General features: G+C 39.5%; 21 protein-coding genes. 12 read left to right on the forward strand and 9 right to left on the reverse strand.

The window, feature by feature from the left end; translation table 11 throughout:
- The first annotated feature begins 225 nt into the window (after positions 1-225).
- The 3 genes from HMJ38_RS17250 to HMJ38_RS17260 all read left to right on the forward strand — a co-directional run bounded on the left by HMJ38_RS17250 (position 226) and on the right by HMJ38_RS17260 (position 2543).
- Positions 226-564 carry a TraR/DksA family transcriptional regulator gene (locus HMJ38_RS17250; protein ID WP_194975677.1) on the forward strand — a complete coding sequence of 113 codons (339 nt, stop codon included), beginning with the start codon at positions 226-228 and terminating at the stop codon, positions 562-564.
- 65 nt (positions 565-629) lie between these two features.
- Positions 630-1910 (forward strand): MFS transporter, encoded by a 1281-nt coding sequence (locus HMJ38_RS17255; protein ID WP_228780112.1) that lies wholly within the window; start codon positions 630-632, stop codon positions 1908-1910.
- Positions 1911-1922: 12 nt separating this feature from the next.
- Positions 1923-2543, forward strand: coding sequence for a class I SAM-dependent methyltransferase (locus HMJ38_RS17260; protein WP_228780113.1), 621 nt, complete (start codon positions 1923-1925; stop codon positions 2541-2543).
- Positions 2544-2685: 142 nt separating this feature from the next.
- On the opposite strand, the gene HMJ38_RS17265 is transcribed toward HMJ38_RS17260, so the two are convergent.
- Positions 2686-3738 (reverse strand): hypothetical protein, encoded by a 1053-nt coding sequence (locus HMJ38_RS17265; RefSeq protein ID WP_228780114.1) that lies wholly within the window; start codon positions 3736-3738, stop codon positions 2686-2688.
- Between the two features lie 500 nt (positions 3739-4238).
- On the opposite strand from HMJ38_RS17265, the gene HMJ38_RS17270 reads away from it, so the two are divergent.
- Positions 4239-5051: an ion transporter gene (locus tag HMJ38_RS17270; RefSeq protein WP_194975679.1), complete on the forward strand. Its 813-nt coding sequence runs from the start codon at positions 4239-4241 to the stop codon at positions 5049-5051.
- Positions 5052-5073: 22 nt separating this feature from the next.
- Here the strand turns inward: HMJ38_RS17270 and HMJ38_RS17275 are convergent, their stop codons facing one another.
- Entirely contained in the window at positions 5074-5670 is a 597-nt protein-coding gene (locus HMJ38_RS17275) for a hypothetical protein (protein ID WP_194975680.1), read from the reverse strand.
- A gap of 85 nt (positions 5671-5755) precedes the next feature.
- On the reverse strand, positions 5756-6358 hold the full coding sequence (locus tag HMJ38_RS17280) for a trimeric intracellular cation channel family protein (RefSeq protein WP_194975681.1): 603 nt from the start codon (positions 6356-6358) through the stop codon (positions 5756-5758).
- A gap of 124 nt (positions 6359-6482) precedes the next feature.
- Here HMJ38_RS17280 and HMJ38_RS17285 point away from each other — a divergent pair, with 124 nt between their 5' ends.
- The 4 genes from HMJ38_RS17285 to HMJ38_RS17300 all read left to right on the forward strand — a co-directional run bounded on the left by HMJ38_RS17285 (position 6483) and on the right by HMJ38_RS17300 (position 9032).
- Positions 6483-6860: a hypothetical protein gene (locus HMJ38_RS17285; protein WP_194975682.1), complete on the forward strand. Its 378-nt coding sequence runs from the start codon at positions 6483-6485 to the stop codon at positions 6858-6860.
- 167 nt (positions 6861-7027) lie between these two features.
- Complete coding sequence (locus HMJ38_RS17290; RefSeq protein ID WP_194975683.1) at positions 7028-7492, forward strand: Clp protease ClpB; 465 nt, start codon at positions 7028-7030, stop codon at positions 7490-7492.
- Between the two features lie 207 nt (positions 7493-7699).
- A complete protein-coding gene (locus tag HMJ38_RS17295; protein WP_194975684.1) occupies positions 7700-8269 on the forward strand; it encodes a Crp/Fnr family transcriptional regulator in 570 nt (189 codons plus the stop codon).
- Positions 8270-8348: 79 nt separating this feature from the next.
- Entirely contained in the window at positions 8349-9032 is a 684-nt protein-coding gene (locus HMJ38_RS17300; RefSeq protein ID WP_194975685.1) for a hypothetical protein, read from the forward strand.
- Between the two features lie 100 nt (positions 9033-9132).
- Here the strand turns inward: HMJ38_RS17300 and HMJ38_RS17305 are convergent, their stop codons facing one another.
- The 5 genes from HMJ38_RS17305 to HMJ38_RS17325 form a co-directional block, all read right to left on the reverse strand.
- Positions 9133-9792: a phosphatidylserine decarboxylase family protein gene (locus HMJ38_RS17305; RefSeq protein WP_194975686.1), complete on the reverse strand. Its 660-nt coding sequence runs from the start codon at positions 9790-9792 to the stop codon at positions 9133-9135.
- Between the two features lie 73 nt (positions 9793-9865).
- Entirely contained in the window at positions 9866-11143 is a 1278-nt protein-coding gene (locus tag HMJ38_RS17310; protein WP_194975687.1) for a Glu/Leu/Phe/Val family dehydrogenase, read from the reverse strand.
- Positions 11144-11215: 72 nt separating this feature from the next.
- Entirely contained in the window at positions 11216-12073 is an 858-nt protein-coding gene (locus HMJ38_RS17315) for a phosphatidate cytidylyltransferase (RefSeq protein ID WP_228780115.1), read from the reverse strand.
- Positions 12057-12263, reverse strand: coding sequence for a putative signal transducing protein (locus HMJ38_RS17320; RefSeq protein WP_194975688.1), 207 nt, complete (start codon positions 12261-12263; stop codon positions 12057-12059). Before HMJ38_RS17320 ends, HMJ38_RS17315 begins: the two co-directional genes overlap by 17 nt.
- Complete coding sequence (locus HMJ38_RS17325) at positions 12256-13197, reverse strand: CPBP family intramembrane glutamic endopeptidase (RefSeq protein ID WP_194975689.1); 942 nt, start codon at positions 13195-13197, stop codon at positions 12256-12258. Before HMJ38_RS17325 ends, HMJ38_RS17320 begins: the two co-directional genes overlap by 8 nt.
- Positions 13198-13234: 37 nt before the next feature.
- Between HMJ38_RS17325 and dusB the strand changes: the two genes are divergently transcribed.
- From dusB to HMJ38_RS17340, 3 genes are all read left to right on the forward strand, one after another.
- Positions 13235-14224: a tRNA dihydrouridine synthase DusB gene (gene dusB, locus HMJ38_RS17330; RefSeq protein ID WP_194975690.1), complete on the forward strand. Its 990-nt coding sequence runs from the start codon at positions 13235-13237 to the stop codon at positions 14222-14224.
- Positions 14225-14756: 532 nt separating this feature from the next.
- Complete coding sequence (locus HMJ38_RS17335; protein ID WP_194975691.1) at positions 14757-15653, forward strand: DMT family transporter; 897 nt, start codon at positions 14757-14759, stop codon at positions 15651-15653.
- A gap of 260 nt (positions 15654-15913) precedes the next feature.
- Positions 15914-16675 (forward strand): alpha/beta fold hydrolase, encoded by a 762-nt coding sequence (locus HMJ38_RS17340; RefSeq protein ID WP_194975692.1) that lies wholly within the window; start codon positions 15914-15916, stop codon positions 16673-16675.
- A gap of 269 nt (positions 16676-16944) precedes the next feature.
- Here HMJ38_RS17340 and HMJ38_RS17345 read toward each other — a convergent pair whose 3' ends face one another.
- On the reverse strand, positions 16945-19470 hold the full coding sequence (locus HMJ38_RS17345; protein WP_194975693.1) for a M14 family metallopeptidase: 2526 nt from the start codon (positions 19468-19470) through the stop codon (positions 16945-16947).
- Between the two features lie 310 nt (positions 19471-19780).
- Between HMJ38_RS17345 and HMJ38_RS17350 the strand changes: the two genes are divergently transcribed.
- Positions 19781-20011: a hypothetical protein gene (locus HMJ38_RS17350; protein ID WP_228780116.1), complete on the forward strand. Its 231-nt coding sequence runs from the start codon at positions 19781-19783 to the stop codon at positions 20009-20011.
- Positions 20012-20087: the final 76 nt, after the last annotated feature.

Here is a 20087-nt window from a genome sequence, read left to right on the forward strand (position 1 = left end):
TATATAGGTTTACAATTTTAAATTAAATTGTGTCAACCTATTTCAGTACACGACCTGCGAAGCGAGAGACAAAGCCTGTCCCGATGCATATCGGGGAACCAAGAACCAAGAATTACAACAGGTCCGAAAATCAGGGATACAAGAACTGCTGTTGACATTTGATCATTGTGGAGTTTGGAATCCTTGGATTCCTGCATTCGAAACGAACATAAACCTTTAATTACCATGAATCAACAAGAACAGGAAAAGATCAGGTTGATTATTGTTGAGAAAATCAAAGAGTTGGAGTTGGAGACAGAGGGTCTGCGTGAATCGACCAAGCCCCAAGGTCTGGATTCTGCAATTGGTAGGATCAGCAGGATGGATTATATCAACAACAAATCGATTAATGAGGCGCAGATCAAGAAAAATGAAAACAAGCTCAGAGGGCTCAACAATTGGTTGGGTAAATTGGGAACCTCTGATTTTGGGAAATGTATCCGTTGCGGTAATGAAATTAACATCAACCGTCTTTTGTTTTTGCCGGAAAGCAATCATTGTATAAATTGCGCATCAAGAAGATAGGGGAATATTTTATTGTAGATTTGTATCTGATTTAGAAATATTCTTTTTCATCAATCTATTTGCCATTGAACTATCTTCAGTTTGTCAGAAAAAATACTGTTATGGTCATTTTTGGGATCATCATGACAGCCTTATCGAGCTTTGGGCAGACATTTTTATTGGCGCTGTATGTACCTTTTCTGATGGATGAGTTCACACTTTCCAATGGGCTGATTTCCACATTTTACGGCGTAGCGACCATTGTCAGCGCAGCCATGTTGCCCAAGGTTGGCAAACTGATCGATACCATTCCATTAAAAACATTCACTTTAGGGACAACAGGATTATTTGTCCTGTCCCTATTGTTTTTAAGTGCTTCGCAGGCTTGGTGGTATATTCCTGTGGCTTTTTTTGGGCTTAGGTTGGCCGGGCAGGGTTTATATTCCCATATCGCGATTACTTCCATGTCTCGTTATTTTGATGTGAACAGGGGAAAGGCCATCTCCTTGGCTTCCTTGGGCCATCCTTTGGGACAGGCTATTTTACCTGCCCTTATTCTGATTTTGATTGGGATTGTGGGATGGAGGGAATCTCTTTGGCTTAATGCAGGATTGGTGTCCTTTGTGGTCATATTGTTCACGATTTTTGTACTAAAGTCTGAGCATTTGAAACCTGAAACAGATGAATTGTCTCGGGATGATGTGACAGAAAATAAGGTGATTAAAGTCCGACAAAGGGATATTATGAGGTCCAAAGAGTTTTGGCTGTTGGCCCCGAATATTTTTTTTATTCCCTTTGCCATCACCGGACTTTTCTTTTATCAATTCGCCATTGTCGAGTTTAAAGGATGGAGTCAGGGGATCATTGCAGGAGGGTTGACTTCCTTTGCTTTGGCGAGTGCCTTCAGTATATTGACGGCGGGACCGATGATCGATAAATACAACGCAAGAACATTTTTCCCTTTTTACCTGATTCCCTACTTTGTCGCCATAATGGTGATTTGGCTAGTCCCCAATACTTGGGGCATGTATGTGTATATGGTGATGATGGGCCTATCTGTGGGATTTGGCAGTGCTACTGTGGCAGCCTTACAGGTGGAGTTTTTTGGTAAAAAATACATCGGTACGGTTAGAAGCCTTTTTACTTCCGTGATGGTGTTGAGTTCTGCAGTGGGTCCGGCTCTTTTTGGGATAATATTAGATGCGGGTTGGGGATTTCAAACAGTTTTTCCAGTATCATTGGTGATGTTGGCTTTGATTATTTTCCAGTCCATGCGGTCAATTCCAAAGTATTCAAGGGCCAAGTGGAAGTTCAAGTTGAAAAGAATCGTGAAAAAACAGAATCTTAAAAAGCCCAAAGAGGAATGAAAATAATAACAGATGATCTGTACACTTTGCAATAGTAAACTGACCATTAGGCTGGGCCAAAAATATTTTGCCTGTCAAACCTGTGATGCCAAGTTGATGGACAGTAAATTCTGGTCTTCCAAAAAAGAGGAAAAAAAACATTATGAGAGCCATAACAATGACATCGATGATCCTAGATATCAAAAGTTCACTTCTCCGATTTCAAATTATGTATTGAAGAATTTCACCACTGATTCACTTGGGTTGGATTTTGGTTCGGGCACGGGACCTGTGATTTCTAAAGTACTGCAGGATTTGGGGTATCGAATATGCCAATACGATCCGTTTTTTGCAGTGGACCCTGCTGCCCTTCAAAATCAATATGATTATATTGTTTCCTGTGAAGTGATTGAACATTTTTACAAACCTCAAAAGGAATTTGAGACTTTTAAAAAACTGTTAAAACCCTATGGAAAATTGATCTGTATGACCTTGCTTTATAAGGAAGGAGTAGATTTTGAAAATTGGTACTATAAAAATGATCCAACCCATGTTTTTTTTTACAGCGAAAAGACAGTGGAATTCATCAAGAATAAATTCAAGTTTGAATCTTATGAAATCTATAGTGATAGAATGGTTGTTTGGGAAACATGAAGAAAGGGTGTATTTAGCTGTGGTTTTTCCCCAACATTCTGGCTTAATTTAGGGAAAGAGGCTAAAACTCCTTTTTCTTCCGTCTTCCGTCTCCCGTCTCCTGTCTTAAAAACTCCACCTCTAAGGAAAGTACATCCCCAAATCACAAATTCCCCCTGTTCAACATCTGAATAACCTTCAAGATTTCCTCATCCATTTCTTTGTTTTTATCAGCATATTTTTCTTTTGAAGTCACACCACCTTTGATACTGATGTAATAGGTCATCTTGGATTCTGTAGGAGCAAATGTAACGGACAGATTATTGGTCGATTCCATTTTCAGTACATTCTCTTTACTGCCTGGGAAGGAGTTGACCTTATCGGTCATGATGCTGACTTTACTTCCTTTTCTGTAATCAGTGATGGTATTCAAAGGAAAAATGGACTCTAGGTATTTTGGATTTTTCCTTATTTTGTCCATGATAGAAAGAAGATGAGATTTCTGGGTTTTTGAACTGATATCAACCGTGATGGTTTTTTCTTTATAAAAGCCGAATTCCTGATAGATTTCCAAGAGGTAATCAAATAGAGTCAATCCGGATTCCCTCAATTCAAGTTCTTTTTGGGCAATTGAAATGATGATATCTGAAAATTCAAGATCGGTATGAAAAACCTGTTGGTCAATATTGAAACCGCAAATCGGTTCATTTTCAGCGGTTTTCTGTACTTCCCTGACAGCCTCTTTCAATTCTCCTGGTTCAATGATTTCATTGAAACAATTTAATCCTGATTTGATGGCCATATATTCAATCAGGTCAGAAGTGTGAATAGATTTGACACAGATCAGATTTTCATATTTGCCCGAATCCATCCATATTTTCAACAAAATGGCTGCTACTTGATGGCTGTTCAATACCATAAAAGCACCCTTTTTGTATTTTCTTACTGCCAAAGCAATCCTTTCGATACTGGGTTCCACTCCAATAATCAAACCATGTTCTTCCTCCATGGCTTGGTTGATGGCTGGTTTTAAGGTCAAAAAATTGAATAAATTGTCTACTTCATCCTCTTTTCTTTCCAAATATGTCCAATCTGATTCCAATCCGGAGTCATTAATTTTGCCAGTCAGATTCTTATCTTTAAGATATGAGGCTATTAATACTCTATTATTGACGGGAGTTTGTTCTTCTTCCAGAAGCTCGTTTATTTGTTCCATTTGAGGTTCATTCATAGTTTTTTTTCAGTAAAGTGAATAAATGTGCGGTTACCACATGATTACCAAGTCAGTAAATTTTGAAGGATATTCGGATAGCCTAAAAAGTTATTATCCCAACTAACCGTTACAATCAAAAAATATGTTCAGATCTTTACATGCCACAAAGATATTGAAACAAAGCCTGACATAAAAGGAAAAATAGATGTTTGGAAAATCAAATGGTATAATCTTGATGAAAAAGGCCTTTTTTTCTGTGTTTGATGAGATAGTTCTGGCAATTTGCCTAAATCAAAAAATAATTCAGGGTTTTGATTTTCTTTTTATTGAACTTAGGAGGTGTACAGAACCTGAAGAAGCCCTTTAAGATTTCTATCATATACAATTTTATACTGCATTCTTCCAAATGAGATTATATTTTTGAGCTTTGTTAATATCCATAGGCTTTTGCTGTTGGGATAGCGTTTTTAAAATTGTATTTTCAATCTTAAATAATATATTCTATGTCTTTATTCCCCACCAAAGCCAGATTGGCTCATATCGTTTTTGAGCACAATGACAAGGCCTCTAAGAATTTCGATTTAGCTGTCCTTGTTTTGATTTTGGCAAGTTTGATTGTCGTAATTTTGGATTCTGAACCAAGCCTCAACATAAAATATCATAGGGAATTTTTGATTTTGGAATGGGTATTCACCATTATGTTTGCCGTAGAATATGGCTTGAGACTTTGGTTGAGCAAGAAAAAATGGGGATATGTTTTCAGCTTTTATGGGGTCGTAGATTTGTTGGCCATCATACCGACGTTTTTGAGTTTATTTTTAGCAAATACCCAATTTTTGGTAGTCATTAGGGGACTAAGGCTGTTGCGTGTTGTAAGAATTCTAAAGTTGGGCAGGTATATGAAAGAGGCGGAAACCCTGAAAACTGCCATGAGAAACAGCCGAACTAAAATTCAACTTTTTTTGGGGTCAGTGATGACTATTGTTTTGATTATGGGTACTGTAATGTTTATCGTGGAGGGACCGAGTAATGGATTTACAAGTATTGGGATGTCCATGTATTGGGCCATAGTCACACTCACGACAGTTGGATTTGGTGACATTACTCCCATTACTCCTTGGGGCAAATTTTTTGCATCGGTGATCATGTTGCTTGGTTATGCTATTATTGCCGTGCCGACAGGCATAGTAACTTCTGAACTGACATCCGCAAGATTTAAGGAAGATAAAATAAGAGAAAAAGAATGCAAGTCATGCAACCAATCCGGACATGATAAGGATGCAGCTTATTGTAAGTATTGTGGGGAGAAATTATAAAAATGCTTTATGATTTATTTTTTTATTCTTCTTCCAAAGCCAAAAACACCATTCGCTCATTGGCGGTGTTACCATATAAGTACAATTTGTTACTTTCAATATGGTAAACTTTTGTGTTGTTCAGGGAATTAATCAAATGTTCATTGAAGGACAATACCGGCAAGACAGAAGAACCTGCCAAATATTCAATGGACTCCTCCAAAATATATAGGGATATTCCGTCAAAACCGTCCTGATAGCATCCTGAAAACCTACTTGAAATACTTTCCACCTGAAATGTCAATGCCTGTCCACAGGCATCTGACTTTAGGTCCTCGCTGAAAATCAGGGTGATTTTTTGCATGTCTTCCAATGCTTCTCCCTTCTGTGATAAATCCGCGGCCCTTGCCATACAGGTCAATTGATCAAATTTTTTGGTGTTGACATGTTGGAACCCAACAAACTCCCATGTGGTAAACAGACTGAAATCCCCTGCTACATCCGCAAGGTCAAATTCACAAAAATCAACCTTTTCGGTTTCACCTGGATTTTCAATAATGATTTCTTCCACTTCTGCCAAATCCTCGCTGAGACAGGAAGAAAAAAATACCAAAGAAAATACAATTAGGAATCGTTTCATGACAAGGGAAATATGAATAACAACGTCAAATTAAATCTAAATATTTTATCCAGCAACCCTATCCTTAAATAGCGTTTTCAAACACTCAATCCAACCTTGGCAAACTTAATTTATATTTGACCGCTATCAACCGGATACTGATGATGACTGATATTGAAATCAGCAAATTGTAATCCCGCTCCAGTCCAAAATAGTTTAAAACCAAATAAAGAATCGCCCCTGTCAGGCAGGCAGAGGCATATATTTCTTTGCTGAACAAAATCGGAATTTCATTGGTCAGCGTATCCCGAATCACCCCGCCCATCACCGCGGTAAACATCCCCATAATGGCGGCAATTTCTGGCCTGACACCCAGACTGAGCGCTTTTTCAACTCCAAGAACCGTGAAAAAAGCAATCCCCAAAGTATCAAACAAAAACATGGTTTTCCTCAGTTTGAGCAAAAATCCTGGAAATATAAATGCCGCCAAAACCCCCAACAAAATCGCATACAAAAAATGGATGTCCCCGATCCAGACCAAAGGATAAGATCCCAGAAGGACATCCCGCAGTGTACCGCCACCTATGGCTGTAATAAACCCGGTGAAGCCTGCCCCAAAAAGGTCATGTTCCCTATCCCTGACGGCAAGGGCACCGGATATTGCAAACACAAATGTCCCGATCAGTTCAAGCGGATATTGTAAATCCATATAATAATTTTATCCATTCAAAGGAAATTGTTTTTTGAATGCTATAAAAGCACATCCCTCTTTTTTGATATTCTTTGCTAATTATCTATCTTATTGCAAAATATCACCATAGCACAACAATCTAATGAAAGAAAGATTAAATACTTCGATACAATCCCTAAGCCTAATTTTAGTCGCAGCAGGTCTTGCATGGGTAGTGTGGTCCAATGATACCACAATGAAGGATATGTTGACTTACCTGATTTTTGTGACATTGGTGATTGAGGCATCTAGTCTCTATCTCATCGGTAAAGTTTATCCGGAAAGTCATACCACTTACAAAATTGGCATCATTGCCTCATTACTGATTTTACTGGGGGTTAAAAGCATGCTTCCTGACTTTTTCATTCCACTGACCATTTTGGTTTTTGCTGTCAATTTTATGTATAATTTCTATACCAACAACAAAAGACGGAAAGGAGCTTTTAAAAGAAGAGATAACAAAAAGTTGAGGTCTAGATAGGGTTTGTTTTTTCGGCATGTATTTTGAAAAGATAATATTGAATTGGGTAAAATTTGATAGAACTAGTCCATGTTGTTTTTTTGATAAAAAAATTGGAACAAAGGCATAAAGTTCTTTTTCAATTCATATTACCTAAATCTTCAAAATATCAAATGTTTCAAGAAATCATGTTCAAGATATACTTTATAGCGCTCTTGTTTATTATCCCCTCAATGGCTTTTGGCCAAGCAAAGTTGGATAGAATGCTTCAAGAGCGAGAAAGCATGCACAGAGAATGGAAAGCCTCAGAATCAAAAAAAACGGGGATTTTCGGTAACAGAACCAAGAAAGACATGATAGAAACCAATGAATGGATGCAACGCATCATTCAAAAGGATAATCAAATCATGGAGGAACTCAGGTTGATGAGTGAAATCGAAAAGACAGAGATCACTTACGAAAAGAATGATTACAAATTCATTTCTCAAAAACAGGAAAGAGAAATTGCCTTACTCAAAAGGGCATTGGAAGAAAAAGACCTTCAGGTAGTCGAAAAGAAATCGGGCCAAAGAATCTTTGAATGGACCACTTTTATTTTTGTACTCAGCACTTTAGGCCTAGGATATTTGTATTGGAAAAAAGTCAGGAGCTGATTTGCTGCTGTTGCCGCTATTCGCCATTTGTAATGGCGAATCCAGATAGACAGGTTTTGTAATCCTGGTATCAGTTCGGTTTGAGAAACTGGAATTACAAATTCCATTCATCTGTCCTCGCGATTACAAATCCCGAGGAGCATTGATCTAAATACCCATTAGTTTTGAACAGTTAGATTTTTAAATAAAAATCCCGAAATTGGAAGGATGCATCCCTTACTTAGGCAATATTTTAAGCAACATACCAATGCCGATGACTTGGCTTTAGAAAAAATTGCGCCATATTTTGTAGAAGAGACCTTTAAGAAAAACACCTTTCTACTACGTGAAGGAGAAGTATGTAAATACAACTACTTTGTTGTTACCGGATGTATGCGGCTTTTTTCTACCAATAAAGATGGTGTTGAAAACACAAGATACTTTGCATTTGAGGGGAAATTTGGAACCAGTTTCACGAGCCTGATTACAGGTCAGCCCGCTTTTGAAAATATTCAAACTTTGGAAAAAACTACAGTACTAAGAATTTACACGGAAGACTTTTATCACTTGGTAGAAACTGAACCTGCGGTCAATAAAGTCTACAGGAACATTTTGGAATCAGCCTATATCACTACCCAAAAGCGGATTTATGACTTTCAGGGTGCCGACAGTTTGGAAAGGGTAAAGTGGCTGTTAGAACATCAGCCGAAAATCCTCAGCAGACTTTCGAATAAGGTAGTGGCAAGCTACTTAGGCATCACGCCTTATACACTGAGTAGGCTTAAGTCAAGTCTATAAAAGTTAAAACCTTGACATAGAGCAATATTTAATTTCTTAAGAAGCCTGAGATTTGTAGAAATAAAACCATACAAGTCTCATGAACATTCTTAAATCATTAAAATTCAGGCAAATTCAATTTTTTCTGGGTATCAGTATAGCAACAGGCTTTACCTCCCAAGCATATTCCCAAACCTCTGCCCCCAAAGTACCCACTCCTATAGAATTGATGGCCGGTCACCAAAGGTTGTTTTTCCAAATGGTGGTAAAAAAGAAATTTACCCCTGACAGCAAATTTGGATTTTTGTCAGTATCCACTTTTTCTTCGGATTATGGGAATGACTTAGATGACCTGGATTTGGTGATGCCGGTGCTGATCAATTACAATTTTTATAAAAACTTCAGTGTTGTAACCGGAACTACCATTAATAACAATGTTGGACTGTCTCCATTAGTAGGTTTGCAGCATTCGATTGCTACTAAAGAATGGGTAGCCGTTTCTATTGCATCACTTTTTCTCAATTCAAGTCGGAATATTGAGCTTTTTGGCATTTATGAATACAAACCACAGATCAGTGCCAAACTTAACATCTACAGCAGGCTTCAGTACCTATATATTCATAATACAGCAGAAAACCTTCACGCAAGAAGCTTCCTACAATTGCGGGCAGGATTAAAGAAGGATGCTTTTAGTTTCGGCTTGGGTGCAAATTTAGACCAATATGGACCCGAAAAAGAGTTTAAGCCTAACTATGGTATTTTTGTGGGTTGGGCTTTTCAATAAAAAAAGACCATTAAGTGCTGTGGAATTTGTACTGAAATTACAAATTCCATTCATCTGTACCCGAGATTACAAATCTCGAGGAGCCACAAGTCTCAAAAAATTACTTTAACCTTGCAATCGGTGTACTTCCACCCTTGGTTTTTTCATTTATGGTTACCAATACTTCTGCATCCAAAGGAAGAAAAACATCTACCCTGGATCCGAATTTGATAAATCCGAATTCTCCACCTTGTGCCAGCGGAGTACCTTCTTTTACATACCATTTGATTCTTCTTGCCATCGCTCCTGCGATCTGCCTGACCAAGATTTTAACACCACTTGGATGCTTCAGCACCATGGTTGTCCTTTCGTTTTCGAGACTGGATTTTGGATGCCATGCCACCAGGTATTTTCCGGGGTGGTATTTGAAATATTCCACTATGCCTTTGATGGGGGAGCGATTGACATGGACATTGATGGGGGACATAAATATGGATATCTGTTTCCTTCTTTCGTTAAGATATTCATTTTCGTTAGTTTCTTCTATGACCACTACCTTTCCGTCCGCCGGTGCAAAGACTAGTTTATCTTCATTAGGAAGCTGAATGTACGGATTCCTAAAAAACTGAAGGATAAGAATATAAAACACAACGCTTGTCAGCAGTATAATATTCAATACGGTTTCCTGGTCAGGAATGATCTGTGAGAGTCCAAAGTTGATGGCCGTAAGAATAATTAGCAGCCAAAACAGTATTTTTCTTCCTTCTTTATGTATAGACATGATGGTAAATTTAAAGGGCTGTGAATGTTTCCATCCACAGCCCAAATATAAGAAACTTTCTTTTCAGGCCGGATTAGAATCCTCCCCTGAAGGTATAGGTTTTCGCAACTTTGTCAATGGCAACGATATAAGCGGCAATTCTCATTGGCACATCATATTTGACTGAGGCTTCATAAACATGGTCAAAAGCATCCTTCATGATCCTGTCTGACCTTCTGTTCACCCTTTCTGCAGTCCACTTGTAGCCCAATCGGTTTTGCACCCATTCAAAATAGGAAACAGTCACTCCACCTGCATTGGCCAGAATATCGGGTACTGCCATGATACCTTTTTCATTGATGATGGCATCCGCTTTCGCAGAAGTTGGTCCATTGGCACCTTCTACAATTAGCTTGGCTTTGATTTTATCAACATTTTTTATGGTGATTACATCTTCTACAGCTGCCGGTACAAGTACATCCACATCCAACTCCAACAATTCCATTGGATCAGAAAGAATTTCAGCACCCTTGAACCCTTCTAATGTCCCTTTATTACTATCTCTGTAGGCAATGGCATCTTGAATATTGATCCCATTTTTATTGTGATATGCACCTGAGATATCAGAAATAGCCACAATTCTTAAACCTCTTTCTTCTAAAAGTTGTGCGGCCCAAGATCCCACATTTCCAAATCCCTGAACAGCACAGGTCGCTTGAAAAGGGTTGATTTTAAGTTTTTGCATTGCAGCAAGGGCAGTGACCATTACTCCACGTCCTGTGGCCTCTGTTCTACCCAATGAACCGCCCAAAACCAATGGTTTGCCAGTGACTACCGCATTGACAGTCATGCCATGTGCTTTGGAGTATTCATCCATCAACCAGGCCATTTCCCTAGGTCCTGTGCCCATATCCGGTGCAGGTATATCCTTGTCCGGTCCGAATACATCAATCATGGCCAAGGTATAAGCCCTCATCAATCTTTCAATTTCACCGGCAGACATTTCTCTTGGATTGCAACGCACACCTCCTTTGCCTCCTCCATAAGGTATATCCACCACAGCGCATTTCCAAGTCATCCAAGCCGCAAGCGCCCTTACCTCATCAAGATGGACATCAGGGGCAAATCGGATACCGCCTTTTGCTGGTCCAAGGATATTGGAGTGAATCACACGAATCCCCTCAAATACCTGAATTTTGCCATTGTCCATGGTGATTGGCAATGAAACGATAACTTGCTTTGCAGGATTTTTCAGCACATTGTACACCTCGCTGGAGAGGCCAAGTTTTTCTGCTGCGATGTTAAATCTTTCCATCATTGACTCCAAAGGATTTTCTTTGTCTTTGATGGGTGCCGGTTCAATGTAAGCCATATTGGGTTTATTTAGTTGACTTTGATATCTAGTACAATATTAAGGAGTTTTTATAATAACCAAGGGTTAATTTTAGAAGATTTTCAAAAACGCAGCTATAAATGGGGCTGATAATAACAAACCGTCAAAACGATCCATAAAGCCTCCATGGCCGGGGAGAGATTTGCCCGAATCTTTGATCTCTATACTTCTTTTAAACAAAGATTCAATCAGGTCTCCATAGGTCCCAGCAATAATAATAATTGTGGCCACCCCTAACCACTGCCATTCGGGTATTGAGTTAAAATATTTACCCAGAAAATAGGCAATCAGATATGCTGAAGCCGCTCCGCCTAAGAACCCTTCCCATGATTTTTTTGGTGAAACCCTTTCAAACAGCTTTGTCTTACCAAATTTGGTTCCTGCAAAATATGCTCCGGAATCACTTGCCCAAAGAATTAAAAGTGACCCTATGATGATCTCATAATGAAAGGATCCATCAACAGAGAAAGCAGCAACATTTAGTAAAGAGAAAGGCACCGCAACATAAAAAATTCCTAAAAAGGTAAATGCAATTCCCGTAAATGGTTTCCTGTCTGATTTGCGATAAAGCTTGATGAAAAAAACCAATGAAGCTAAGGGAAAAATCAGGAAGTAATATTGCTCTTCCAAACGTTCCATTCCGATAAAAAAGGAAAGTGTAAATATGGTTACGCCTAGAAAAGTCCCAAAACTTTTAAGAGGCAACATGCCATCCAACCCGGATAATTTATAAAATTCCATTTGGGCAAAACCCAAAATCAGTGCAAAAATGATAAAATACAGCCATGGGCTGTAATATGAACCTGCCACAATAGCTCCCGCTCCAATCAGACCTGTAATGACCCTTTGGCCCAAATTACTGTAATTGTTGATATTGAAGCGTTCCCTCATCCTAAAAGGAGATCTCATACTTTACGATGTTTAGCGCTTTAAGAAATTCGTTTTTTGGAACCATCACTTCATATTGGCCATGAATCTGATATACAGATTCTTTTTTATTCAAGACCACCGCGGCAATTTCATTTTCTTCCAATACCGACTTTACGATCTCAGCCCTTACAGGGGAACCATCGGAAAACACTTTTTGCCAATTACTCATGAGCAGGAATTTTTTTGTTTTTTTCTTTGAAAACTTGCATGCCGACAATCAATAGCACCAATCCTAACAAGGCAAAAGGTAAAGAAACTTGCTCTGACTCTTCAATGTTGAATTCAATTTTTCCCAATTTATTCAAATAAACCAACATTACAGTAAATGCATTGTTCAGGATATGGGCAATGATGGGATATAGTAAACTGCCCGAATAATAATATAAATACCCGAAAATTGCTCCCAGCAACATTCTTGGAAACAAGCCATAAAACTGTAAATGTATGGCTGAAAATATAAAAGCCGCCAGCCAAATTCCTACATGTGCATTGCCAGTGTAAAATTGGAGCTTGGGCTGCAGTACTCCTCGAAAAAGGAATTCCTCTCCCAATCCTGCAAGGACACCTATGACCAACAATCCCATCAAAAATTCTGCGGGATTGTCAAAATCAGTCAAGTATTTGGTCATCACCATAAGTTCATCCTCCTTTTCCCTCATGGTCCTCTCAATGTCGCTTAAAAAATCCGGGAACTTGATTCCTGCATTCCATTCGATCAAGATGCCATTGAATAGTATTCCCCCGATCATCACCACAATGGTAATTGCAAAGCCTATGAACTTAAATCGATCTATTTGTTGTTGCCATCCAAGGTCTGCTTTGTCCACCAATTTGGCAATGACTAGGGCAGCAACAAAGAAACCCAAACCACTGCCCAGACCTTGTACAAAAAGAAAAGCCATTCTCCCATTGGGGTTATTTGATTGTCCTGTTAACAGCGCCATCAATTCATCAAGAGGAATGCCAAAAAGAGGATTGATCAGTAAAACACCAATGCCTTGTAACAAGAAAAGTACTCCAATGGTGATCAAAACCATTACAACAAAAGACAAAAGCCAATTACTTTTGGAAGCAATGGGGGTTTGGGTTTTATAAATCTGCATAATTGCGGTAAATTTACACGAAAATTATAATTACGAAGTGGTAAAAATAGGAAACTTGGATTTAGGTGAATTCCCTTTGCTTTTGGCACCGATGGAAGATGTCAGTGATCCACCGTTCAGAGCAGTCTGTAAAGAAAACGGTGCGGACCTGATGTACACTGAATTTATCAGTTCAGAAGGACTGATCAGGGATGCTGTCAAAAGTGTGCAAAAGCTGGATATTTTTGAATATGAAAGGCCTATAGGCATTCAGATTTTTGGAAATGAAATCGAATCCATGCGTGAAGCTGCAAGCATTGTAGAAGAAGCAGGACCGGATATGTTGGATATCAACTATGGTTGTCCTGTCAATAAAGTTGCCTGCAAAGGGGCGGGTGCAGGGATTTTGTTGGACATTGACAAAATGGTCAGAATGACTGCTGAAATTGTCAAAAGTGTAAATATTCCTGTAACTGTGAAAACCCGGTTAGGATGGTCCCAAGATACCATCAGGATTGTGGAAGTGGCAGAAAGGTTACAAGATGTGGGTATTCAGGCCATCAGTATTCATGCCCGTACACGTCAACAGATGTATAAAGGAGAAGCAGATTGGTCTTATTTGAACCTGGTCAAAGACAATCCCAGGTTACATATTCCTGTTTTTGGAAACGGGGATATTGATACGCCGGAAAGAGCCAAGGAATACCGTGAAAAATATAATGTCGATGGGATGATGATTGGAAGGGCTTCTATAGGATATCCATGGATTTTTAATGAAATCAAGCATTACTTTGAAACAGGTGAAAAGCTTGCAGGACCCGATCTTGCAGAAAGAATCCGTGTGACAAAAAAACACCTTGATTTTTCAGTGGAATGGAAAGGAGAAAAGCAGGGAATCCTGGAAATGAGAAGACACTATACCAACTACTTCCGAGGGATGCCTAATTTCAAACCATTCCGTACACAGATGGTTACAGCAGAAAGTTATCAGGAAGTAGCTGCGCTTTTGGAAGAGGTGGGAGCGGTCTATGCTGATTATCAGTTTTGAGGAGAGGCGAGATAGGTTAGAGGCGAGAAGCGAGATACGAGAGTTTAGAGCCAAGAACAAAGAACCAAGAATCAAGAGACGAAGCCCGTTTAGTGTCTCACAATGAAAAATTTGAAAATTGATAGTTTAGAACTGCAAATAGCATTGAAGACTTGAAAGAACCTTGCCTTGTCACCTCGATCCCCCCGATAGCTATCGGGGCTATCGTGGAGAGAGGTCTGCTGCCCGTCTTGATGTCATTCCTTTTCTGAACATTTTCAAAATGTTGGGGGCTACCGATGACAGAATTTGAGATTTATACCCTTGAACTGAAAAATGCATTCAAGACTATAAAGAACTTTGCCTTGTCACCTCGACGTCAGGAGAGGTCTGCAGCCCGCCTTGATGTCATTTTCCTTTCTGTAAATGCGAAATTTTAATTACTACCAATGACGGCTACCTGCCTTAGATAGGAAAAACCCAATTTCATTAACATTTCTGAACATTTAATTAACGTATTGATAAAATGCAAAAACAATCACCCAAGGCCTAAATGGATAGAGACATACAATCAGAGAGTGCCCTGAAAGCATGGGGATTTCTTGTAATTTTGGCTTTAGTTTGGGGTAGTTCTTTTATTCTGATCAAAAGAGGATTGGAAGTCTATTCACCGGGTGAAGTCGGTGCCCTGAGGATTGTATTTGCAGGCATGGTCTTGTTGCCGCTTTCATTGCCTAGGCTGAAAGGTTTGAATAAGCGACAGGTCAAAAATCTCATTATTGTAGGTTTGGTGGGTAGTTTTATTCCGGCATTTTTATTTGCCAAAGCCCAAACCCAACTTAGTAGTTCACTTACAGGTGTATTCAATGCCATGACTCCGCTTTTTGTGGTGATCATTGGAGCTTTGTTTTTTAATTCCAGGATTACGAGAAGAAATGGAATAGGGCTGATTATAGCATTCATTGGGGTAGTAATCCTATTGATGGTCAAAGAAGGCGGTCTTGGGAATTTTTCCGAAATAAATGCCTATGCACTATTGGTATTATTGGCTTGCGCCTGTTATGGGCTTAACCTGAACATCATCAAATTTCGATTTGTGGAATTAAAACCTGTCGCAATCACGGCCATTTCTTTATCCATAGTACTGCCTTTGGCCCTGATTTATCTTTTCACTTCCACTCAATTTTCTTTCAAATTGCTGCATGTAGAAGGTGCAGTTCAGGCAGCGGGATATATTGCCATATTGGGAATTGTAGGCACTGCATTGGCCTTGATTCTGTTTAATGTGATGGTGAAAGTGGCCACTCCTGTATTTGCAAGTTCGGTCACTTACCTGATCCCCGTTGTTGCCATTATGTGGGGATTGCTGGATGGAGAAGTTTTGTTGGCAGGACACTATTTTGGGATCATTGCTGTTATTTTTGGAGTTTGGGTGGGGAATAGGAGGTGAAGCAATCTATACTCTTGTGGGAATTTAGCCCTCTTCCCTATGAGACAGAAGACGGGAGACGGGAGACGGAAGAGGAATCGTATTATCTAAAATTGGGAAGTAAATTCAATTGGATTTTGAAATTATCTTGGATTCGATTCATGTATAGAACCTCAGGTAGTGTTATTTCAAGTGTTCGGTCTCCTGTTTTCCGTCTTCCGTCAATCAAAATTGAATTTACGTTTGAATTATATTACTTATAATTATTCAAGACAAAAACCATGAAACTCAACTTTAAAAAATCCGGTAGCGGCGTACCCCTGATTATTTTACATGGTCTTTTTGGTTCTGCCGACAATTGGTTCAGTGTAGCCAAAGAACTGGAAAAATATTTTACCCTTTATCTCATAGACCAAAGAAACCATGGAGATTCTCCACATAGTGGGGATTGGAATTATGAGGTAATGGCTGAAGATATCAAAGAATTGATGGATGATGAAAAGCTTGGGTCTGCTAACCTGATGGGGCATTCCATGGGTGGTAAGACAGTGATGAAATTTGCTTTCAAATACCCTGAAAAAGTCAATAAATTGATTGTAGCGGATATAGCGCCGAGGTTTTACCCTGTGCACCATCAAGGAATCTTGGCAGGCTTGAATGCCATTCCCATCAATGATCTGAAGTCAAGAAAAGAGGCGGACGACATTCTTTCTGAATATATTGAGATAACAGGTATTCGTCAGTTTTTGCTTAAAAGCCTTGGAAGAAATGAATCAGGTGGATTTGTGTGGAAAATTAACCTTCCTGTGATTACAGAGAAAATAGATAATGTAGGAGAGGAAATTGTTTCAGATAAGACCTTTGACAAACCAACGCTTTTTATGGGAGGTGAAAACTCTGATTATATTACCGATAAGGACAAAGAAGAAATTTCAGAAATGTTTCCAAACAGCCACATCATTTTCATCAAGAATGCTGGACATTGGCTACATGCCGAGCAACCTGCTGCAGTCGTTGAAACGGTAAGGTCTTTTCTACGTTAATCTTTGAGATTTTTTTGATCCCGAAGGTGTTTTCTGGAATCAGTAATAATGATTTTTTTACCACATATTCCGGTTGCATACATAGATCTATGGGAAAATAAATTAGACTGAAAAACTATTTGCTCTCCTATGATTCTATGTGGTAAATGATAGATCCAACCCTAAAAAACCTTAGAGTCCGCCGCCGCGGACCCTAAGGTTTAAATGCTTCTATTTAAGGTTTAAAACCTTCGGGGTCAAAAAAAGACCCAAAAAGGTTTGCCGAAGATTTACTGTCCGACAAAGAAAACTGCATTGGAAATCAAGAGCTTGCCGCTTTCCCAGAAGGAACGGAACATGGGGTTATCTGCCATGTAGACGATTTGTCCGCGTCCTTGATTCTCTACACCATAGACCATGGATTGGGCCATTTTAGGTTTGATTTTGTTACCAATGTACCCGAACCTATAAGCTTCGTTGTCAGGGATAATTCCCACATTGACTCCTTTGTTAAGATAAGAATACCTGGAGCCGTTGTTTTTCAGCGTATAGAACTTTCCGCCCAAACCAAATCCAAGCGGATGGGATTCATCGATTTTCAATTCATAAATAGCCCCTGCTGCTGTGGTGGAAATGCCCATCCTTTCTCTTTCCTGATAGGGCTCCAATCTTTCTACGTTTATGATTTCTTTTTGCTCTTTTTCAGCCGCCTTTTTCTCCTCCTCGGTATCATACCTGCTTAGGTCGAAACCGTCTTTGTCTGCAAAAGCATTCAGTGCATTTTCAAATGCGATGAGTTTTCCACCTGCCTTTACCCATTCCATCACTTTTTTAAGGTTGTTTTCAGATATGGAGCCACCACGGCTTGAAGGCATCATAATGACATCGTATTTGCTCAAATCAAATCTAACCAAGTTGTTGGCATCCAGAATACTGATCGGATAATCAAGTTCCTGTTCAAAGAAATACCACAGTTCCCCGAAGTTCAATGAAGAAACCGCATCACCGCCTAAAAGTGCCACTTTAGGTGCAACAATTGCTTTGACATCAGAGGAACCGAAATCTTTCCCTTTGTCCACCAAAGCGGAATTGGTTGGATTTAAACGGATTTCAAATTTGTTTGCAGCAGCTATGACTTTACTGTCATAATCCGGTACATATTGATTTCCATTTCTATGGATAATCAAGGTGCCGGATGGATAACTTTTCCCTTCCAATTCAAAAGCATATTCCGCAAATCTTACACGAATACCTTCATTCAAAAGGGCAGCCAAAAACTTTGAATGTTTGGTGGCATTCCAAGGAGCAAGGTATGCTAATGGCTTTCCAGAGACTGTATTGGCATTGAAGGCTGTTTTTTCATATTTCTTGGCAGCATCCAATCGGGTCTCAAGTGCATAAGCCTGTAAACCATAAGAATAAGGCAACGCCCAACTCGTAATGTCATAGGTAATGCTGTCCTGAAGCGTTGCCTCTGGCTCAAACAAGATCTGGGTCAATACAGATTTAGGTTGGTAAGCATTCACTATGATGTCCTTGTCAGTAGTGGAGAAGGTAGCGGTTTTTCCACTGGAATAATCGAGCCCTTTGAGTCCTGAACGGTTACCCGCAAAACCATACTGGATTTTGTTTTTGTCCAAAAGTTCCAAAAGCGCATTCACCCTTTCCGGATTTTGGTCTCCTTTGATGACAAAGCTTTTGTATTTAGCGCTTGGGCTGCTGCTGTTTGATTTGAAGTAATTGGTAAATTCGTCGGCCAATCTACTAGCGTTTTGAGCGGTGATTTCCACTGCGGAAATACCTGCAACATGCTGATGTTCTATTCTTTCTTTTAAAGTGACGGTATCACCAAGGGAATTTAACATGCCCAAACCTGCACGGCCCGAACCGCCTTTTTCGATCGTCATCCCAATGGCACCATTATAAGTTGGCCAGGTATCTCCATAAGCGGGATAAAGCAGGTCAAATCTTTCTTTGGTAAAATAAAACCATCCTTGTTCGTCAAACTTAGCCGCTGTATTTTTGCCGTAAAGTGTTTGAAATTCAAGTTGGAATGGAGAAAGTTGCTCATGCAATGGCTTTGCAGCAGGAGCAAAATAAAACGGTGAGTCAATTCCTTGCTCATGGTAGTCCACAAACAGGTGTGGCATCCATTGATGATATAGTTCGATACGCTGTACAGTTTCTTTTTGGGTCTGCCAAGCCCAATCACGGTTCAGGTCCATCATATAATGATTTGGTCTTCCACCCGGCCAAGGCTCAAAGTGCTCCATAGACTGTGGGTCAGGCTGCAATCTTGCGTTTTGCTTTTGGTTGTACCAAACCGTATATCTGTCTTTTCCATCAGGATTGGCGCAAGGGTCAATGATCAATACCTGGTTTTGAAGCCATTCTTTGGATTGGTTATTGGAGGGATCGGCAATTTGCCAGAAAGTAGTCATTGCCGCTTCAGTCGCCACAGCCTCATTCCCATGCACATTGTACTGCATCCAATTCAGGGCAACTTTGGTGGATGGGGTTCCTTCTACCATTCCAGTTCTCATGAGGTTGTCCATTCGGATATTTTCCAGATTTCCCATGTTTTCGGGAGTGGATACGATGGCTATAAAAAGCGGTCTGTTTTCATAAGTTTCACCATAATAAACTAATTTGACATTGGGCAAGGTAGACGCCAAATGCTCAAAATAATCCACTACCCGGTGATGTGGGGTAAATCGGTCTCCCATATTATAACCCAGAAATTCTTCCGGGCTTTTTTGGGCAAAGGTTGTCACTGCCATAAAAAGGGCAAAAACCAAGCTGTATATTTTTTTCATAGAATTAGATATTTGAGTCCGGAAGTTAAGAGTATTTGCCAAACCCTCCAAGGTATTTGAAGTGGGGATGGATGGATTGGGGGATGGGTGGTGGTTTAGGTAGATTTGGCTTGGGGGTTATGGAAGTGATTTGATTTAATAATAAAGAACTTGAATTGCTCAAACTCTGCACTGCACTTATACTTGATCATTTTGGCTCAATTTACCAAAGAATGCAAATCAATTCCATGAATTTTTGAGCCAAATTAATTATATTATTGAGCCATAAATTAGATATGATTTCCTAATCCAAAGAGAAACATAAATATCAATGAAGAAAGACACAGAAATAAAAGTTTTTGAAGATAAAAAAGTCCGGACCCTCTGGGATGCTGAAAATGAAAAATGGTATATGTCCGTTGTTGATGTGGTGGCTGTTCTAACAGAAAGGGTTGATCCTAATGCCTATTGGAGAAAGCTAAAGCAACGCATTAAAGAAGAAGGAAATCAAATCGTGACGAATTGTCACGGTTTGAAAAGCCAACTACTAACGGAAAAATGAGAATGACAGATGTTGCCGATAATGAACAACTTTTTCGCTTGATACAATCCATCCCATCTCCTAAATTAGAACCCTT

The organism is Aquiflexum lacus, from assembly GCF_015476655.1.
In the GTDB taxonomy this organism is placed as follows: domain Bacteria; phylum Bacteroidota; class Bacteroidia; order Cytophagales; family Cyclobacteriaceae; genus Aquiflexum; species Aquiflexum lacus.

Excerpts from the sequence above, each read along its gene's own strand:
- HMJ38_RS17250 (WP_194975677.1), top strand. The coding sequence starts at position 226 with ATGAATCAACAAGAACAGGAAAAGATCAGGTTGATTATTGTTGAGAAA.
- HMJ38_RS17260 (WP_228780113.1), top strand. The coding sequence starts at position 1,923 with ATGATCTGTACACTTTGCAATAGTAAACTGACCATTAGGCTGGGCCAA.
- HMJ38_RS17265 (WP_228780114.1), bottom strand. The coding sequence starts at position 3,738 with ATGGAACAAATAAACGAGCTTCTGGAAGAAGAACAAACTCCCGTCAAT.
- HMJ38_RS17270 (WP_194975679.1), top strand. The coding sequence starts at position 4,239 with ATGTCTTTATTCCCCACCAAAGCCAGATTGGCTCATATCGTTTTTGAG.
- HMJ38_RS17275 (WP_194975680.1), bottom strand. The coding sequence starts at position 5,670 with ATGAAACGATTCCTAATTGTATTTTCTTTGGTATTTTTTTCTTCCTGT.
- HMJ38_RS17280 (WP_194975681.1), bottom strand. The coding sequence starts at position 6,358 with ATGGATTTACAATATCCGCTTGAACTGATCGGGACATTTGTGTTTGCA.
- HMJ38_RS17285 (WP_194975682.1), top strand. The coding sequence starts at position 6,483 with ATGAAAGAAAGATTAAATACTTCGATACAATCCCTAAGCCTAATTTTA.
- HMJ38_RS17290 (WP_194975683.1), top strand. The coding sequence starts at position 7,028 with ATGTTCAAGATATACTTTATAGCGCTCTTGTTTATTATCCCCTCAATG.
- HMJ38_RS17295 (WP_194975684.1), top strand. The coding sequence starts at position 7,700 with ATGCATCCCTTACTTAGGCAATATTTTAAGCAACATACCAATGCCGAT.
- HMJ38_RS17300 (WP_194975685.1), top strand. The coding sequence starts at position 8,349 with ATGAACATTCTTAAATCATTAAAATTCAGGCAAATTCAATTTTTTCTG.
- HMJ38_RS17305 (WP_194975686.1), bottom strand. The coding sequence starts at position 9,792 with ATGTCTATACATAAAGAAGGAAGAAAAATACTGTTTTGGCTGCTAATT.
- HMJ38_RS17310 (WP_194975687.1), bottom strand. The coding sequence starts at position 11,143 with ATGGCTTACATTGAACCGGCACCCATCAAAGACAAAGAAAATCCTTTG.
- HMJ38_RS17315 (WP_228780115.1), bottom strand. The coding sequence starts at position 12,073 with ATGAGATCTCCTTTTAGGATGAGGGAACGCTTCAATATCAACAATTAC.
- HMJ38_RS17320 (WP_194975688.1), bottom strand. The coding sequence starts at position 12,263 with ATGAGTAATTGGCAAAAAGTGTTTTCCGATGGTTCCCCTGTAAGGGCT.
- HMJ38_RS17325 (WP_194975689.1), bottom strand. The coding sequence starts at position 13,197 with ATGCAGATTTATAAAACCCAAACCCCCATTGCTTCCAAAAGTAATTGG.
- HMJ38_RS17335 (WP_194975691.1), top strand. The coding sequence starts at position 14,757 with ATGGATAGAGACATACAATCAGAGAGTGCCCTGAAAGCATGGGGATTT.
- HMJ38_RS17340 (WP_194975692.1), top strand. The coding sequence starts at position 15,914 with ATGAAACTCAACTTTAAAAAATCCGGTAGCGGCGTACCCCTGATTATT.
- HMJ38_RS17345 (WP_194975693.1), bottom strand. The coding sequence starts at position 19,470 with ATGAAAAAAATATACAGCTTGGTTTTTGCCCTTTTTATGGCAGTGACA.
- HMJ38_RS17350 (WP_228780116.1), top strand. The coding sequence starts at position 19,781 with ATGAAGAAAGACACAGAAATAAAAGTTTTTGAAGATAAAAAAGTCCGG.